This window comes from Amycolatopsis sp. NPDC004625 (assembly GCF_040609695.1).
GTDB lineage: Bacteria > Actinomycetota > Actinomycetes > Mycobacteriales > Pseudonocardiaceae > Amycolatopsis.
The window spans coordinates 186,073-203,561 of record NZ_JBEXKX010000005.1 but is presented as its reverse complement, the minus strand read 5'-3'; the positions used below and the strand labels follow the sequence as shown (position 1 = coordinate 203,561).

At 71.0% G+C, this 17,489-nt stretch carries 12 protein-coding genes; 5 read left to right on the top strand and 7 right to left on the bottom strand.

From position 1 onward, the window contains the following. Window positions 1-27 precede the first annotated feature (27 nt). Both ABZW17_RS07965 and ABZW17_RS07960 read right to left on the bottom strand, forming a co-directional pair. Window positions 28-780, bottom strand: coding sequence for a CbtA family protein (locus tag ABZW17_RS07965; protein WP_354810871.1), 753 nt, complete (start codon window positions 778-780; stop codon window positions 28-30). A 19-nt stretch (window positions 781-799) separates the two neighbouring features. After that, on the bottom strand, window positions 800-1,009 hold the full coding sequence (locus tag ABZW17_RS07960; protein ID WP_013228805.1) for a CbtB-domain containing protein: 210 nt from the start codon (window positions 1,007-1,009) through the stop codon (window positions 800-802). A 191-nt stretch (window positions 1,010-1,200) separates the two neighbouring features. On the opposite strand from ABZW17_RS07960, the gene ABZW17_RS07955 reads away from it, so the two are divergent. Beyond that, window positions 1,201-2,097: an ROK family protein gene (locus tag ABZW17_RS07955; protein ID WP_354811010.1), complete on the top strand. Its 897-nt coding sequence runs from the start codon at window positions 1,201-1,203 to the stop codon at window positions 2,095-2,097. Window positions 2,098-2,153: 56 nt separating this feature from the next. Here ABZW17_RS07955 and ABZW17_RS07950 read toward each other — a convergent pair whose 3' ends face one another. Together ABZW17_RS07950 and ABZW17_RS07945 are read right to left on the bottom strand one after the other, a co-directional pair. Continuing rightward, window positions 2,154-3,554 carry a Dyp-type peroxidase gene (locus ABZW17_RS07950; RefSeq protein ID WP_354810868.1) on the bottom strand — a complete coding sequence of 467 codons (1,401 nt, stop codon included), beginning with the start codon at window positions 3,552-3,554 and terminating at the stop codon, window positions 2,154-2,156. Window positions 3,555-3,785: 231 nt separating this feature from the next. Then, the gene (locus ABZW17_RS07945) at window positions 3,786-4,421 is read right to left on the bottom strand and encodes an RICIN domain-containing protein (RefSeq protein WP_354810866.1); all 636 of its coding nucleotides are present in this window, start codon (window positions 4,419-4,421) and stop codon (window positions 3,786-3,788) included. Between the two features lie 267 nt (window positions 4,422-4,688). Between ABZW17_RS07945 and ABZW17_RS07940 the strand changes: the two genes are divergently transcribed. Continuing rightward, window positions 4,689-5,678: a winged helix-turn-helix domain-containing protein gene (locus tag ABZW17_RS07940; protein ID WP_354810864.1), complete on the top strand. Its 990-nt coding sequence runs from the start codon at window positions 4,689-4,691 to the stop codon at window positions 5,676-5,678. A 17-nt stretch (window positions 5,679-5,695) separates the two neighbouring features. On the opposite strand, the gene ABZW17_RS07935 is transcribed toward ABZW17_RS07940, so the two are convergent. Beyond that, entirely contained in the window at window positions 5,696-6,274 is a 579-nt protein-coding gene (locus tag ABZW17_RS07935; protein ID WP_354810862.1) for a helix-turn-helix domain-containing protein, read from the bottom strand. A 76-nt stretch (window positions 6,275-6,350) separates the two neighbouring features. Between ABZW17_RS07935 and ABZW17_RS07930 the strand changes: the two genes are divergently transcribed. Beyond that, window positions 6,351-7,223, top strand: coding sequence for an SDR family oxidoreductase (locus ABZW17_RS07930; protein WP_354810860.1), 873 nt, complete (start codon window positions 6,351-6,353; stop codon window positions 7,221-7,223). A 58-nt stretch (window positions 7,224-7,281) separates the two neighbouring features. Here the strand turns inward: ABZW17_RS07930 and ABZW17_RS07925 are convergent, their stop codons facing one another. Next, a complete protein-coding gene (locus ABZW17_RS07925; protein WP_354810858.1) occupies window positions 7,282-8,733 on the bottom strand; it encodes a glutamate synthase subunit beta in 1,452 nt (483 codons plus the stop codon). After that, complete coding sequence (gltB, locus tag ABZW17_RS07920) at window positions 8,726-13,297, bottom strand: glutamate synthase large subunit (protein WP_354810856.1); 4,572 nt, start codon at window positions 13,295-13,297, stop codon at window positions 8,726-8,728. Before gltB ends, ABZW17_RS07925 begins: the two co-directional genes overlap by 8 nt. Window positions 13,298-13,846: 549 nt before the next feature. Between gltB and ABZW17_RS07915 the strand changes: the two genes are divergently transcribed. Further along, the gene (locus ABZW17_RS07915) at window positions 13,847-14,479 is read left to right on the top strand and encodes a YigZ family protein (RefSeq protein WP_354810854.1); all 633 of its coding nucleotides are present in this window, start codon (window positions 13,847-13,849) and stop codon (window positions 14,477-14,479) included. Between the two features lie 223 nt (window positions 14,480-14,702). After that, window positions 14,703-17,423: a GH92 family glycosyl hydrolase gene (locus ABZW17_RS07910; RefSeq protein WP_354810852.1), complete on the top strand. Its 2,721-nt coding sequence runs from the start codon at window positions 14,703-14,705 to the stop codon at window positions 17,421-17,423. Window positions 17,424-17,489: the final 66 nt, after the last annotated feature.

The window sequence follows — 17,489 nt, the reverse complement described above, 5'->3', positions numbered from 1 at the left end:
CGGGAGCCCCGGGCGTGACCGAACAGCTCAGGCGGAGACAGCCGTCCGCTGCTTCAGCGCCTTCTCCGCGAACGCGCCGAACGCCAGGCCCAGCGCCAGCCACAGCGTGACCTGCGTGCCGACCGAAGCCGTCCGGAAGCTCCACAGCGTCGACGCCGGGAACGTCGGCGGGACCTCGTCGACCACCGGCATCAGCCACGCCACCACGCCGATCACCAGCAGGTAGCCCGCCGCGGCCAGGAGGAAGCCGTTCCAGGCGCCCAGGCGGTCGGCCAGCTTGCGGCCGAACACCGTGGCCAGGATGCCCGCCAGCAGTGACACCGCGACGAACCCGAAGTACAGCTCGGTCCGGGAGCCGATCGTGCCCGGCTGGCCCACCGCCGGCGGGTTGGCCGGGTACTTCAGGAACGGCACCAGGAACACCACCGTGAACGCGCCCGCCGTGAGCAGCAGCGCCGTCACCCGGGGGCGCAGGGAACCGAGCCGGCCCTGGGCGAACGCGAACGCCAGCGACAGCAGGCCGCCGATCGCCACGCCGTAGACGAGCACGCCGGTCAGCAGGCCGGCCGTGCTCTGGATATCGCGGGGGACGAGCTCTTCTTCGTGCTCCTCGGCCGGGGCGGGATCGGCCCCCTCGTGCGAGTGGGAGTGGCCGGCGGACTCTTCGAGCCCGATGGCCGTGGTGACCGACGGCTCACCGAAGGCGTAGGCGAACCCGAACGCGAGCACACCGGCGATCAGGCCCGCGAGCATGCCGCGGACCAGCAGGGTCTTCATCATGGGAGTGCGTGCCCGCCGATCAGTGGCAGGGGAAGGCCAGCAAGTGCCGGCCGTCGTGCACGAACTCGTGGACGTAGGAGTTCGCGAACACCGCCGTCGCGCCCTGCTCGGCGCTCACGAAGTACAGCGCGATCAGCGCGAGGAGCACCACGAACACCGCCCACGGCACGATCTCACGGATCGGGATGCGGATCGGGAGCGGAACGGCGGGAGCTGCCGTCTGGGTCATCGGTGGCCTCCTCGGGCTTTCGCGGCCTCATCGGGGTCGGTCACGAGGGTCCGGGTCTGGCTTCCCCCTGGCGGGGGTCACAGTGGCGCGACCGCGCGGACTTGCACCGCGTTCCGGAATCCTCGTCTGGCCGGTTGAGCGTAGGTCCCCCTTTCGGGGCCCGTCAATGTGACAATGCCGCGGTGACTCGAATGGTGGCCGCCCTCGACGTGGGCGGGACGACGATCAAGGCCGCGTTGCTCGACGAGCAGCTGCAGCCCAAGGCGGCCTTGCGCGCGGAGACGGCCCGCAGCGCGGACGGGACGGCGCTGGCCGCGCAGACCGCGGACATCGTGGCCGCGCTGGCCGAGCAGGCGGGGACCGGGCAGCCGGGCGCGGTCGGCGTGGTGGTGCCGGGGATCGTCGACGAGGAAACCCGCGTCTGCCACTTCTCGGCCAACCTCGACTGGCGCGAAGTCCCCTTCGGCGAGCTCCTCGAAGACCGGCTCGGGCTGCCGGTGGCGTTCGGTCACGACGTCACCGCGGGCGGCATCGCCGAGTTCCGCGTCGGCGCGGGCCGCGGCGCGACGAACGCCGCGTTCATCCCGGTCGGCACCGGGATCGCCGCCGCGCTGCTGCTCGACGGCCGGATCCACCGCGCGCACGGGCAGGCCGGTGAGGTCGGGCACATCGACGTCGGCCACGCCGGCAAGTGCGGCTGCGGCGCGACGGGCTGCCTGGAGGCCATCTCGTCCGCGGCCGCGATCGCCCGCCGCTACACCGAGCGCACCGGCCGCCCGGCCGACGGCGCCCGCGAGGTCGTCGAGCTGGCCCGCCGCGGGGACGAGGTCGCGGTCGCGGTGGTCCAGGACGCGCTCGACGGCCTCGGCCACGGCATCCGGACGCTGCTGACGCTGCTCGGCCCGGAGGTGATCGTGCTGGGCGGCGGCCTGTTCACCGCGGCCGACTACGTGCTGGAGCCGGTGCGGGAGTGGCTGGCCGCGCACCTCACGTTCCAGAGGATGCCGGAGCTGCGCATCGCCGAGCTGGGCGACGAAGCCGGCCGGCTCGGCGCCGGGCTGCTCGCGTTCGACCTGCTCGACGCCTGAGCGTGCCGAAGGCCACCACCGGGCGAAACCCGGTGGTGGCCTTCGCCTCCCCCGGCTCAGAGTGAACGCAGGAACGCCAGTGACGGCATGAAGAAGTACTCGCCGCCGCGCAGCGTCACCGACTGCGGCACCGGATCGGCCGTCCGCTGCGCCGAGCCGCCCCAGTCCACCGTGTAGTCCGACGGCGCGCGCTCGCCCTGGCCGATCACCGGGTCCAGGCCCGGCGTGACGCCGTCGACGATCGGGAAGCCCGGGTTGTCGGCCCACAGCGACTGGGTGAACTCGAACTGGTTGTCCAGCACCGAGTTGAAGGCCATGAACAGCAGCCCGACCCCGCCGCTCGGGCGGGCCGCGGGCGGCACGTCGGCGTTCGGGTCGTCCGGGCGCTCGCCGTAGGTGACGCCGCGGCGGGCCATCAGGTGCCGCCGCTCGCCGTCGGGCTCCTCGGCGCCGCCGGAGCCGCGCGGGTTCGTCTTGCGGATGTGCGCCTGGAACGGGCACTTCAGCGCGGCGCGGTCGCTGTCGTAGGTGAAGTTGTTGGACACCGGGCTTTCCGCGCCGTCTTCCCGCTGGGTGGTCAGCGGGGTGCCGTCCTCGAACCGGCCGATGATCATCGCCCCGGCCCGCTCCCGGTCGTCGCCGGTCAGGCCGAGCGCGTCGGCCAGATCCGCTTCGGCCTGCTTGAACCGCCGGACGTTCTGCTCCAGCTTGCGGAAAACGAAATAGCTGCCGAAATGCACCCCGGGATCCGGTGCCGCGGTGTCGGGCACCAGCACCTGCTCGAGCGGGGCCGCCGGGTTCCAGACGTTGATGCCGTCGGTGTTGTTCTTTTCCACGTCGACGTCTTCGGTCAGGAACAACGGCTGGCTCCGGCCGTCGACGTACCCGAAGTGCTCGATGCCTTCGCCGCGCGCGTTGACCCGGCCGAGACCGGTTTCCTCCGCGAGCACCGCCGCCGAGTCCGGCAGCAGGCCGAGGATCTCGTTGCGGCGGGCGGTCATCGCCTTGTCCGTGGCGTCGCCGACGAGCACGACGGCGTGGATTTCCGCGCGGTAGCCCGGATCGAACGTCGACCGCGGCGGGTCGTTCAGCTTCCGCCGCGTCGCCGGGGCCGCCATCCCGCGCAGGAACGCCTCGTCCTGCGGCATGGTCCCGTCGGCGCCCAGCGCGCGGTAGCCGGCCGCGGTGAGCCCCACGCCGACGTACGGTGTCCCCGCCGCGCCTTCGCGCTTGAACGCGCCGACTTCGTCGAGGTGGTCCATGGCGGACTTCATCTTCCCGGTGACCGCGACCAGGAAGGCCCGCCCCTCCCCGGCGTCGCCGAACGCGAGGAACAGTGCGGACAGGTGGTCGCGGACGTGCGCCTTGAGGATGTTCGGCTGCAACTCGCCGAGCATCGTGGCGGCGTCGCCGGTCGCCGTGGTCCAGGACAGCGTGGTGGACAGATCGACAGTCATTCCGGGTCCCCTCCCGTGTGAAAAAAAGCCCGCCTCTCGGCGGGCACCCGGCCGACCGGAATCCCCCCTGGACCGACCGGGTCCCCTGAACCCAGAATGCCGTGCCGGGGGTGGTGAATGCCACCCGTCCGCCGGGTTCACACGAAAGATTAAGTTGAGCGCGAAACATTTTCAGCCGGAAAAGAAAACGCGGGCCCCGGCCGGGACCCGCGTTTCACCCTGCCCGGTGGCTCAGAACCACCACTGCGACTTGCCGCCCGCGATGAAGTCCCACAGCTGCATCCGCGTGCCGTTGCCGCCGACCGAGCCCTCGCCGGTCAGGTACCGGTTGCTCGACGGGCTCTGCAGCCGCAGGTAGCCCTCGGGGTTGACGGTGTCGGTCCACCACTGGTTCTTCTGGCCGGCGATGAAGTCCCACAGCTGGACCTTCGTGCCGTTCTTGCCGATCGAGTTCAGGTCGGCGTCGAGGTACCGGCCGCTCTGCACGTTCTGGAAGCGGAGGTAGCCCTCCGGGTTCCGGGTGATGTAGAACGCCTGGTTCGCGGCGTACACGTTGCAGTCCCACAGCGCCATGACGGTGCCGTTGGCGTTGATCGTGTTCAGGTCGGCGTCCCAGCAGCGGTTGAAGCCGGCCGACTCGATCAGGTACGCGTCGGCCTCGGCGACGGCGGCGCCGGCGACGCCCGGCGTGGACCGGTGCGCGGCACCGACCTTCGCCGGCCGCAGCTTGATCCCCCCGGCGAGCGTCTGAACGCTCACGTTGCCCTTGCCGTCGCTCTGCGCCGCGCCGGCCTGCGGAACGGCGACCAGGCCGAACAGGCCCGCCGCCGCGGCGACCGTCACCATCAGGCGCTTCATCTTCGTCATGGTTCCCCTTCTCGTCGCTTCACCCGTGACGACGACGGGAGAACGCGGGCGGCAACCGGCCCCGGGCCACAGTGGACCCGGCGCGTGGCCGTGCCGGCGAATCCCCCTCGCCGAGACCGTCAAACCCCCGAAAGCGGTCTCTTCGCCCATCATTCAGGGCGCCCCCGCCGTCGTCGAGGACATTTCCCGGAGGGGACAGAACGCAGGTCAGCGGTGTAACGGAACGAGATCGACAGCCGATGGACGGGCAGACACCCCGGGGGGAGCGTGCGGATCGAACTGACGGTGCCGGACCTGATCCGCGTCGGCCTGGCGGCGGCGGCCGATCCGATGGGTGAGCTGACCGCGAGCCTGCAGGTCCTGCAGCGGCGTGACGGCGGCCGCAACGCGGCGTCGGCGGCGTTCAACCGGTGGCGTCACCGGGTCTGGCCGGGCCTGCCGGACTCGGCGTCGGTGCTGAGGTGGCTCTGCCGCCCGGACGCGCCGGTCCCGGCGTTCCTGCTGCCCGCCGCGGGGCGCTACGACCTGGAGTCCGGGCTCGCCGCGGTGCTCGACACCGAACCGGTGGCCCTCAAGACGGCGTTGCGCACCGCACCGGCCGACCGCGAACTGCCGGCCTGGGCGGCCGCCCTCGCCGACGGCGACCCGGCGGGCCTGCCGCGGCTGGCGCAGGCCCTGCAGGACTACCACGACCACGCGCTCACCTCGTGCTGGGACGTCGTGTGCGCCCAGGTGGACGCCGACCTGGGGATGCGCACGCAGGTGCTGCTTCACGGCGGGGTCGACGCGCTGCTGACCGGCCTGCGGCCGCGGGTGCGCTGGGTGGCGCCGGTCCTGGAGACCGACGACCGGATCGCCGGGGCGCTCCCCGCGGAAGGCGCCGGGCTGCTGCTGGTCCCGACGTACTTTTCGGTCGGCCCGGTGCTGGTCCCGGCCTCGCCCGGCGGCCCGCACCGGCTGCACTACCCGTGCGTCCGCCAGGTCGCGCACCCGGCGGGCCTGACGGGCCCGGGCGCCCGGAGGGGGCCGGGAAACGCGCTGGCGGACCTGCTCGGCCCGACCCGCGCGGCGGCGCTGACGATCCTGGCGGTGGGGTGTTCGACGTCGGAGCTGGCGGCCCGGCTGGGGGTGACGCCGTCGGCGGTCAGCAAGCACACCGCGGTGCTGCGACGGGCCGGGCTGATCATCACGCACCGGGAGCGCAACACCGTGCTGCATTCGTTGACGCCGCTGGGAAGCGCTCTCCTGGACGGTTGAGTGTCCGTTGAGGACAGTCAGCCGAGCGCGGCCGTCGCCGCCAGCAGCTCCTCCAGTGCTTCCGCCGCCAGCGTCGCGAACTCCCGCTCGTTCCCCGGCTCGGTCCACCGCCGGAACGCCGTCGAAAACGCCAGGCCGCCGATCTCCGCGGCCAGCCCCGCCGCCGGGTCCGGGACCCCGCGCTCGCGCAGTGCCCCGGCCATCGCCGCGTTAAGCGTCGCCCGCTTGAGGAGTTCGCGCTCGTGCAGGTCGGGGTGGTCCGCGACCACCGCCCGGATCCGGCGTCCCCGTGCCTGCCGCTCCGGTCCGAACCCGGCCGCGGCCGCGGCCGCCGCCAGAGCCCGGCCCACCGCCGCGGCCGGGCTCGCCGACCCGGGGGCCGCCGCGATCGCGTCGGCGAAGACGCGGCTCAGGAACTCCTGGCCCGCGAAGAGCACTTCGCGCTTGTCCGTGAAGTGGCGGAAGAAGGTCCGCTTCGTCAGCCCGGCCCGCTCGGCGATCTCGGCGACCGTCACGCTGTCGTAGCCCCGCTCGCCGAACAGCTCCAGCGCGGCGTCCAGCAGGCGCTCGCGCGTGTTCGGCTCCCAACGGCTCATGCCCCCAGCCTAAGCGATGACACCAGGTGTCATCACGGTGCTATGGTGATGACACCAAGTGTCATAGGAGGCTCTCATGCGTGTGTTCGTCACCGGCGCGTCCGGCTGGATCGGCCGGGCCCTCGTGCCCGGGCTGCTCGATGCCGGTCACCAGGTCACGGGGCTGGCGAGGTCGGACGCGTCGGCCGAGACGGTGGCCGCGATGGGCGCCGGCGTCCTTCGCGGCGATCTCACCGACCTCGACGTCCTGGAACAGGGTGCGAAAGCCGCCGACGGCGTCGTCCACCTCGCCTTCGGGCACGATTTCGCCGAGCTGGACGCGGCGATCCGGACGGACGCGGCCGCCGTCGGCGCGATGACCGCGGTGCTGGCCGGAAAGCGGTTCGTCGCCGCCTCGGGGACGCCGATGGTGCCCGGGCGCGCGGCCACCGAGGAGGACCCCGCCGTCTTCGCGGGCCCGGTGGCCGGCCGGGCGGACATCGCGAACGCCGTCCTCAGGACGGCGGAGGACGGCGTGCACGCGTCCGTCGTCCGGTTGCCGCGTTCGGTCCACGGCGAAGGCGACGCCCACGGGCTCATCGCCCGCCTGATCGCCCTCGGGCGTGAGAAGGGCATCGCCGCGTACGTCGGCGACGGGACGCAGCGCTGGCCCGCGGTGCACGTCCTGGACGCCGCCCACCTGTTCCGCCTGGCGCTGGAGCAGGCGCCGTCGGGTGCGGTGCTGCACGCCGTCGGCGACGAAGGCGTGCGGATCCGGGACGTCGCCGAGGTGGCCGGGCGGCGCCTCGGCCTGCCGGTCACCTCCGTGGCCGCCGAGGAACTCGGCTTCCTCGGCGGGCTCCTGGCGCTCGACCAGCCGGCGTCGGCGAAGACGACGCGGGAAACGCTCGGCTGGCGGCCCACCCGGCCCGGCCTGCTCGACGACCTCGAAAACGGTTACTACGACTGAGAAGTGGTACAGCGCCGGCGGAGGTGGCGACGGTGACACCGCCGCCGGCGCTGGGGTCCTACGCGATCGGCCGGTCCGTCGGCGCGATCGGGCGGGGCAGGACGTCGCGGCCGGTCAGGTACGCGTCGACGCCCGCGGCCGCCGACCGGCCCTCCGCGATCGCCCAGACGATCAGGGACTGGCCGCGGCCCATGTCGCCGGCCACGAACACGTTGTCCAGGCTCGTCTTGAACGCCTTGTCGCGGGCGACGTTGCCGCGCGGGTCCAGCTCGACGCCGAGATCCTCGATCAGGCCCGCCTTCTGCGGCCCGAGGAAACCCATCGCCAGCAGGACGAGCTGCGCGGGCAGCTCCTTCTCCGTGCCGGGCACCGGGACGAACTTGCCGCCCTCGTTGCGCACCTCGACCAGCTTCAGCGCCCGCACCCGGCCGTCGGAGTCACCCAGGAACTCCTGCGTGTTCACCGCGTACAGCCGCTCGCCGCCCTCTTCGTGCGCCGAGGACACGCGGTAGATCATCGGGTACGTCGGCCACGGGTGCGCGTCCGAACGCGCCTCCGGCGGCTTCGGCATGATCTCCAGCTGCGTCACCGAACGCGCGCCCTGGCGGTGCGACGTGCCGACGCAGTCCGCGCCCGTGTCGCCGCCGCCGATGACCACGACGTCCAGGCCCGAAGCGTCGAAGGGGGAGACGTCGAGGTCACCCGAGGCGACCCGGTTGGCCGGCGGCAGGAACTCCATGGCCTGGTGGATGCCGTCGAACTCGCGGCCGGGGATCGGCAGGTCGCGCCAGTCGGTCGCGCCCCCGGCCAGCACCACGGCGTCGTAGGACGCAGTCAGCTCGGCGGCCGAAACGTCCACGCCGACGTTCACCGACGTCCGGAACTCCGTGCCTTCGGCGCGCATCTGGTCGAGGCGCCGGTCGAGCCGGGCCTTCTCCATCTTGAACTCGGGGATGCCGTAGCGCAGCAGCCCGCCGATCTTGTCGGCCCGCTCGAGGACCACGACGCTGTGGCCCGCGCGCGTGAGCTGCTGCGCCGCGGCGAGACCCGACGGGCCGGACCCGACGACCGCGACCTTCTTGCCGGTGAGGGCCACCGGCACCTGCGGCGTCACCCAGCCTTCGTCGAAGGCGCGGTCGACGATCGAGATCTCGACGCGCTTGATCGTCACGGGATCGTCGTTGATCCCCAGCACGCACGCGGTTTCGCACGGCGCCGGGCACAGCGTGCCGGTGAACTCCGGGAAGTTGTTGGTCGCGTGCAGCCGTTCGATGGCCTGCTGCCAGTCCTCGCGCCAGGTCAGGGTGTTCCACTCGGGGATGAGGTTCCCGAGCGGGCAGCCCTGGTGGCAGAACGGGATCCCGCAGTCCATGCACCGGCCGGCCTGCTTCTGCAGCTTCGTCGTGGCGAAGTCTTCGTAGACCTCTCGCCAGTCCATCAGCCGCAGGTCGACCGGACGCCGCTTCGGCTCTTCGCGGGTGGTGGTCAGAAAGCCCTTGGGGTCAGCCATGTGCGGCCTCCATGATCGCCTCGTTCACGTCGCGCCCGTCGCGCTCGGCCTGCACCTGGGCGGCGAGCACGCGCTTGTAGTCCTTCGGCATGACCTTCCCGAAGCGGTCGACACCCGCGTCCCAGTCGGCCAGCAGTTCCCGCGCGACGGCGGATTCCGTTTCGTCGTAGTGCTTTTCCAGCGTCTCGCGCAGGAAGTCCGCGTCTTCGGAGTCGAGCGGGTCGAGGTCGACCATCTCCGGGTTGACGCGGTGCGCGGGCAGGTCCAGCACGTAGGCGATGCCGCCGGACATGCCGGCCGCGAAGTTGCGCCCGATCGGGCCGAGCACGACCATCCGGCCGCCGGTCATGTACTCGCCGCCGTGGTCGCCGACGCCTTCGACGACGGCCAGCGCGCCCGAGTTGCGCACGCAGAACCGCTCGCCGACCTTGCCGCGGATGAAGATCTCGCCGCTCGTGGCGCCGTAGGCGATGACGTTGCCGGCGATGATGTGGTCCTCGGCGGCGATCCGGGCGTCCTTCGACGGCCGCACGATCAGCCGGCCGCCGGAGAGGCCCTTGCCGACGTAGTCGTTGCCGTCGCCGTAGAGCCGCAGCGTGATGCCCTTCGGCACGAACGCGCCGAACGACTGGCCGGCGGTCCCGGTGAAGGTGACGTCGATGGTGTCGTCGGGCAGGCCCTCGCCGCCCCACCGCCGGGTCAGCTCCGAGCCGAGCATGGTGCCGACGGTCCGGTTGACGTTGCGGACCGGCAGTTCCAGCCGCACCTTGTCGCCGGAGTTCAACGCGCCTTCGGCCAGCTGGATCAGCGTGTTGTCCAGCGCCTTCTCCAGGCCGTGGTCCTGCAGGGTCTGCTGCAGGCGCAACCCGGCCGGGGCCATGTCCGGCACGTGGAAGATCGGCGACAGGTCGAGCCCGGACGCCTTCCAGTGCTCGATCGCCTTGCGCTTGTCGAGGAACTCGGCGTGCCCGACCGCCTCGGCGATCGACCGGAACCCGAGCTCCGCCAGGTACTCGCGCACTTCCTGGGCGATGAACTCGAAGAAGTTGACGACGTACTCGGCCTTGCCGCTGAACTTCTCGCGCAGCTTCGGGTTCTGCGTCGCCACCCCCACCGGGCACGTGTCGAGGTGGCAGACGCGCATCATGATGCAGCCCGACACCACCAGCGGCGCGGTCGCGAAACCGAACTCCTCGGCGCCGAGCAGCGCCGCGATGATGACGTCACGGCCGGTCTTGAGCTGGCCGTCGGTCTGCACCACGATCCGGTCGCGCAGCCGGTTGGCCAGCAGCGTCTGCTGCGTTTCGGCCAGGCCGAGCTCCCACGGGCCGCCGGCGTGCTTGATGGACGACAGCGGCGACGCGCCCGTCCCGCCGTCGTGACCGGAGATGAGCACGACGTCGGCGTGCGCCTTGGACACGCCCGCCGCGACCGTGCCCACGCCGACCTCGGACACGAGCTTCACGTGGATGCGCGCGTTCGGGTTGGCGTTCTTCAGGTCGTGGATCAGCTGGGCGAGGTCTTCGATCGAGTAGATGTCGTGGTGCGGCGGCGGGGAAATGAGCCCCACGCCCGGCGTCGAGAACCGCGTCTTCGCGATCCACGGGTACACCTTCGCGCCGGGCAGCTGCCCGCCTTCGCCGGGCTTCGCGCCCTGCGCCATCTTGATCTGGATGTCGTCGGCGTTGACGAGGTACTCGCTCGTGACGCCGAACCGGCCGGACGCGACCTGCTTCACGGCGCTACGCCGCTCCGGGTCGTACAGCCGCTCCGGGTCTTCGCCGCCCTCGCCGGTGTTGGACTTCCCGCCGAGGCGGTTCATCGCGATGGCGAGGGTCTGGTGCATCTCCATCGAAATCGAGCCGTAGGAGATGGCGCCGGTGGCGAACCGCTTGACGATCTCCGAGACCGGCTCGACCTCCTCGATCGGCACCGGGGCGCGCTTGCCGTACTTGAAGTCGAACAGCCCGCGCAGCGTCAGGAGCTTCTCGGCCTGGTCGTCGACGGCCTTCGTGTACTCCTTGAAGACCTCGTACTTCCCGGCCCGCGTGGAGTGCTGGAGCTTGAACACCGTCTGCGGGTTGAACAGGTGCGGCTCGCCTTCACGCCGCCACTGGTAGTCCGCGCCGGTCTCCAGCTCGCGGTGCGCGGCCCGGACGCCGTCGGCCGGGAAGGCGTACTTGTGCCGCTTCGCGACCTCGTCGGCGAGGGTCTCGAAGCCGACGCCGCCGAGGCGGGACGTCGTGCCGGTGAAGCAGTTTTCGATGACCTCTTCGCCGAGCCCGATCGCCTCGAAGATCTGCGCGCCGGTGTAGGACGCGACGGTCGAAACGCCCATCTTCGACATCGTCTTGCGGACGCCCTTGCCGAGCGCCTTGATCAGGTTCTGCGTCGCCTGCTTCGGCGTCACCCCGGGGATCAGGCCCTGGTGGGCCATCTCCTCGACGGTCGCCATCGCCAGGTACGGGTTGACCGCGGCGACGCCGTAGCCGATCAGCAGCGCGATGTGGTGCACCTCGCGCGCGTCGCCGGCCTCGACGATGAGGCCGACCTGCGTGCGCGTCTTCTCGCGGACGAGGTGGTGGTGCACCGCGCCGGTCAGCAGCAGCGACGGGATCGGCGCGTGGTGCTCGTCGACACCGCGGTCGGACAGCACGATCAGCCGGGCGCCGTCCTCGATCGCCTCGGACACCTCGGCGCGGATCTCGTCGAGCCGCTTGACCAGCGCGTCGCCGCCGCCGTGCACGTTGTAGCGGCCGAGCACGGTGACCGCCTGGAACTCCGGCAGGTCGCCGTCGTCGTTGACGTGCACCAGCTTGGCGAACTGGTCGTTGTCGAGCACCGGGAACGGCAGCACGATCCGGCGGCAGCTGGCCGCGTTGCCGTCCAGGAGGTTCGGCTCGGCGCCGATCTGGGTGCCGAGCGCGGTGACGAGCTCCTCGCGGATGGCGTCCAGCGGCGGGTTCGTGACCTGGGCGAACAGCTGGATGAAGTAGTCGAAGATCAGCCGCGGGCGGCTCGACAGGGTGGCGATCGGCGAGTCGTTGCCCATCGAGCCGATCGGCTCCGCGCCGGTGCGGGCCATCGGCTCGAGGATGGCCTCGAGCTCCTCCTCGGTGTAGCCGAACGCCTGCTGGCGGCGCACGAGCGCGGCGTGCAGCGGGACCTCGCGGTCGCGCTCGGGCAGCTCCTCCAGGTGCACGAGGCCGGCCTCGACCCACTCGTCGTACGGGTGGGCGGTGGCCAGGTCCGTCTTGACCTCTTCGTCCTCGACGATCCGGCCTTCGACGGTGTCCACGAGGAACATCCGGCCGGGCTCGAGGCGTCCCTTCCGGACGATCGTCGCCGGGTCGATGTCGAGCACGCCGACCTCGGAGGCGAGCACGACGAGGCCGTCGTCGGTCACCCAGTAGCGGCCGGGGCGCAGGCCGTTGCGGTCCAGGACCGCGCCGATCTGGCTGCCGTCGGTGAAGGCGACCAGCGCCGGGCCGTCCCACGGCTCCATCAGCGTCGAGTGGAACTCGTAGAACGCGCGCCGCGCGGGGTCCATCTCCTGGTGGTTCTCCCAGGCCTCCGGGATCATCATCAGGACGGCGTGGGGCAGCGAGCGGCCGCCGAGGTGCAGCAGCTCCAGCACCTCGTCGAAGGACGCCGAGTCGCTGGCGCCGCGGGTGATCACCGGGTAGATCCGCTTGAGGTCGCCGGGGACCAGGTCGGTCTCCAGCAGCGCCTCGCGGGCGTCCATCCAGTTGCGGTTGCCGCGCAGGGTGTTGATCTCGCCGTTGTGCGCCACGTACCGGTACGGGTGGGCCAGCGGCCACGACGGGAACGTGTTGGTGGAGAAGCGGGAGTGCACCAGGCCGATGGCGCTCGTGACGCGCTCGTCGGTGAGGTCGGCGAAGAAGCGCTCGACCTGCGGCTCGGTGAGCATTCCTTTGTAGACGATCGTGCGCGAGGACAGCGACGGGAAGTAGACGTCGTCGTCGACGAGCTCGTGCTCGGCGCGCTTGCGGACGCAGAACGCGCTGCGCTCGATGTGCAGCGGGTCCGAATGCTCCGGCTTCGGGCGGCGCGCGGCGAGGAACAGCTGCGTGAAGTGCGGCATGGTCTCGGCCGCGGTCGGCCCGCAGTGCTCGGTGTGCACCGGCAGCTCGCGCCAGCCGAGGACGCGCATGTCCTCCTCGGCGGCGATGCGCTCGATGGTCGTCATGGCCCGGCCGCGGCGCTTTTCGTCCTGCGGCAGGAAAGCCGTGCCGACGGCGTAGGTGCCCGGCTCGGGGAGCTCGAAGTCCACGACCTCGCGGTAGAACTCGTCCGGGACCTGGATCAGCAGGCCGGCGCCGTCGCCGGTGTCCGGTTCGGCGCCGCGAGCCCCGCGATGTTCCAGGTTGCGCAACGCGACCAGGGCCTTGGCGACGATCGCATGATCTCGGCGCCCGGTGAGGTCCGCGACGAAGGCGACACCGCAGGCGTCGTGTTCGTAGTCGCTCCGGTAGAGGCCCTCGGCCTCGGCGTTGCTGAGCTGCTCCCCGGACGGGGGCAGGGAACTGGCACGGTGGGTCACGGCTGGCCGCCTCCCAAGGCGTTGGCGCGACCGGTACTCACCTCATCGAGTGGTTCGAGCTGAACCGGTTAACGAAGTGGTCCGGTACCGCGATGGTCAGTCGAGAACAGTGGCTGTTGTCGGCGTTGTCGATGTCAACAAGTGCTGGATGACGCGAGGAACCGGCCGGGCGTCGATGCCCGGAACCGGACGCGATCATCTGGGAGGCCGCACAACACTGGGCAGCCGAACATGTCGGGTGCTGCGGGCGCGCACGAACCGGCCACTGTGGTGGGGGCCCGTCCGGAGCGCGCGGTGTTACTCCCGGGTTCGCCGGGTCTTATGACGATAGTGTGAATTCGCTGTTATCGACATACGTCGTTGCGCCCGGGTGGGAAATGCCACGCTTGCGTTGACGCGGCCGGGGGTAGTCCCATATGTCGGGCTGGATCTCCCGAAGTGCGGGCCGAGACGTCGCTGACCTGCGGAAACGTCCGTCCGAAGTGGCCTGGGGCGGCGGTCGGACGCCTGCTCGGGGGTGGGATGCTGGGTGCATGGCGGACTGGCCCGATGACTGATCGTTATCTCTCCGTGGCTCGCGAGGGCGTCCACGAGATCGAGATCAAGCACTCGAAGTTCCTCTGCGCGCTCGCTCCGGTGACGTCGGAAGCGGCCGCGCGCGAGTTCATCGCGGCCCGCCGGCGCGCCGATCCGGGCGCCAGGCATCACTGTCACGCCTTCGTCCTGGGGCCGGACGGCCGAACTCGGCGGTCCAGCGACGACGGCGAACCGGCCGGCACCGCGGGCACGCCGATGCTGGAAGTGCTGCGCCGCCGCGAGCTCACCGACACGGTCGCGGTGGTGACGCGCTACTTCGGCGGCGTGCTGCTGGGGGCGGGCGGGCTCATCCGCGCGTACGGTCAGTCCGTTTCGGACGCTCTGGAAGTTGTTGGTGTACTAGAACACCGGCGTCTCAGTCTGGTCGAGGTGGCGGTGAGCTACGACCGCGCGGGCCGGCTGGAGAACGACTTGCGCGCCTCGCCGTACCTGCTCCACGCGACCCGCTTCGACGAGCTGGCCCGCTTCGAGATCGGATTGGCCCCGGGCGAGGCGACGGCGTTCGAAGGGTGGCTGGCCGACCTGACGAACGGCGAAGCGGCGACGACCGAGCTCGGCGACCACTGGGTGGTCCACCGCCCCTGAGTGGTCCGGTCCGGATTCGGTTGGCGCGCAACGAACTTTCGGCGCTTCCGCGGGAGGACCCTTTCGTGGCACCATGTCCTGCCACCGAGTTCCGGTACCACCTCGATTGCCCTGACGTTGTCATCCCGGCTTCCGCCGCGTTGACAACGTTGTCATCACTGCTCTGCTCGTTCGACAACGTTGTCGCCCGGCGGAAAGCGTGCGACAAGGAGAGGAAGGGCTCATGTCCGGACCACTCTCGACGCTGCACAGACGGCTGCGCGGGGCGTTGCTCGCCGCGGTCCTCGCGGGCGCGGGGCTCGCCGCGCTGCCGGCGACACCCGCCGGCGCCGCGGCGCTCGCCCTCACGCAGTACGTGAATCCCTTCATCGGCACCGACAACAGCAACTCGCCGAACCCGGTGCCCGGCGGGGCCGGCGGCAGCACGTACCCCGGCGCGGTCGTGCCGTTCGGCATGGTGCAGTTCAGCCCGGACACCCCGACCGCGTCGCCGTCCGGCTACCGCTACAGCGACACCGGCATCGAGGAGTTCAGCCTCACCCACTTCAACGGCGCCGGCTGCGCCAACAACGAAGACCTCGGCCTGCTCCCGATCACCGGCGCGATCGGCACCTCGCCGGGCACCGGCTGGACCGGGTACGCGGGCCGCTACACCAAGGCGAACGAGTCGGCCGCGCCCGGCTACTACAAGAACAAGCTCGACACCTACAACACGACCGTCGAGCTGTCGGCCACCCAGCGGTCCGGCGCCATGAAGCTCACCTACCCGAACACGACGTCCGCGCGGCTGCTCGTCAACACCAGCCGCAGCGCGACCGGCAGCCGCAACGGCAGCATCAGCATCAGCGGCAGCCAGATCACCGGCGCGGTGACCGGCGGCGGTTTCTGCGGCTCGTCGAAGACGTACCAGATCTTCTACGTGATCCAGTTCGACCGCGCCCCGAGCGGGTTCGGCACCTGGCTCGGCAGCACGGTCAGCGCCGGAAGCTCGAGCACCAGCGGCACGAACTCCGGCGGGTACGTCACCTTCGACACCTCGAGCAACGCCACCGTGCAGGCGAAGGTCGGCATTTCGTTCGTCAGCCTGGCCAACGCCCAGGCGAACCTCGCCGCCGAGAACCCCGGCTTCGACTTCGCCGGGATCCGCGGCGCGGCCGACACGAGCTGGAACAACGTCCTCAACCGCGTCCAGGTGACCGGCGGGGCCGCCGCCGACCTCCAGAAGTTCTACACGGCGCTGTACCACGTGTTCCAGAACCCGAACATCGCCAGCGACACGAACGGCCAGTACCGCGGGTTCGACCAGGCGGTGCACACGGCGTCCCACACCGTCTACCAGAACTACTCCGGCTGGGACATCTACCGCTCGTGGGCCGCGCTGATCGGGCTCGTCGCCCCGAACGAAGCGAGCGACATCGCGAAGTCGATGGTGCTGGACGGCCAGCAGGGCGGGCTGCTGCCCAAGTGGTCGCACAACAGCAACGAGCACTTCGTGATGACCGGCGACCCCGGGCCGATCATCGTCGGCAGCATGTACGCCTTCGGCGTCCGCGGCTTCGACACCTCGGCCGCCCTGACGCTGATGGACAAGAGCTCCAACGGCGGCACCGCGCAGGGCCAGGCCATCCGCGGCCGGGAAAGCGGCTACCTCAGCCGGCACTACGTCTACGAGGACCCGTCGGACTCGCTCGAGTACTCGGCGTCGGACTTCGCGATCGCGCAGTTCGCGAAGGCGGTCGGTGACACCACGAAGTACACCACCTACATGCAGCGCGCCCAGTGGTGGCAGAACGTGTTCGGCACCGACTCGGGCTACGTCCAGCCGCGGGGGAGCGACGGCACCTGGGCGTGGCCGGTCGTGCCGTCGAGCAACAGCGGCTACACCGAGGGCAACCCCTCGCAGTACACCTGGATGGTGCCCTACAACTACCAGGGCGTGATCAACCTGATGGGGGGCCGCCAGACCGCCGTCCAGCGGCTGGACCACCACTTCACCCAGCTGAACGGCGGCCTGACCCAGCCGTACTTCTACATCGGCAACGAGCCCGAGCACGGCGTGCCGTGGGCGTACAACTACGCGGCGCACCCGCAGGGCACCAGCTCGGCGGTCCGGCGCGTGATGAACGAGTCGTTCACCACCGGCGCGGGCGGCCTGCCCGGCAACGACGACCTCGGCGCCACCTCGGCGTGGTACGTCTTCGCCGCGCTGGGCATGTACCCGGCGACGCCGGGCGCGGACGTACTGGCCCTGCACGGCCCGCTGTTCCCCTCGGCCTCCATCATCCGGCCGAGCGGGACGATCCAGATCACCGGGACCGGCGCCGGTCAGGGCGCACAGTACGTGCAGAGCGTGAGCGTCGACGGCGTTTCGACGACCAGGTCGTGGATCCGCTACGGCGACATCGCGGGCGCGTCGACGCTGAGTTACTCGATGGGCTCGTCGCCGAGCGCGTGGGGCACGGGCACCGCTGACGTCCCGCCGTCGTACAACGACGGGTTCACGCCGCCGGCCGCCGCGCCGGAGCTCGGCACCAACCTGGCGCAGGGCAAGGCGGCCACGGGCTCGGCGCCGTGCAACTCGGCCGAGGTCCCGGCCAACGCCGTCGACGGGAGCCTGGCGAACAACAGCAAGTTCTGCAGCACGGCGGCGACGAAGTACCTGCAGGTCGACCTCGGGTCGGCGCAGAACGTGTCCTCGTTCGTGGTCAAGCACGCCGGGCTCGGCGGCGAAACCACGAGCTGGAACACCGGCGCCTTCACCATCCAGACGTCGACCGACGGCTCGACGTGGACCACGGTCGCGTCGGTGTCCGGGGCCCGGGCGAGCCGCACCTACCACCCGATCACCACGCGGTCGGCGCGGTACGTGAAGCTCAACCTGACGACCCCGGCCAACGACGGCAACGGCGCGGCCCGGATCTACGAGTTCGAGGTCTACCGCTGACCCACCGGTCGTGAGTGGGAAACAGTGTTCTAACCCTGTTTCCCACTCACGACCGGCTGCGGCAGA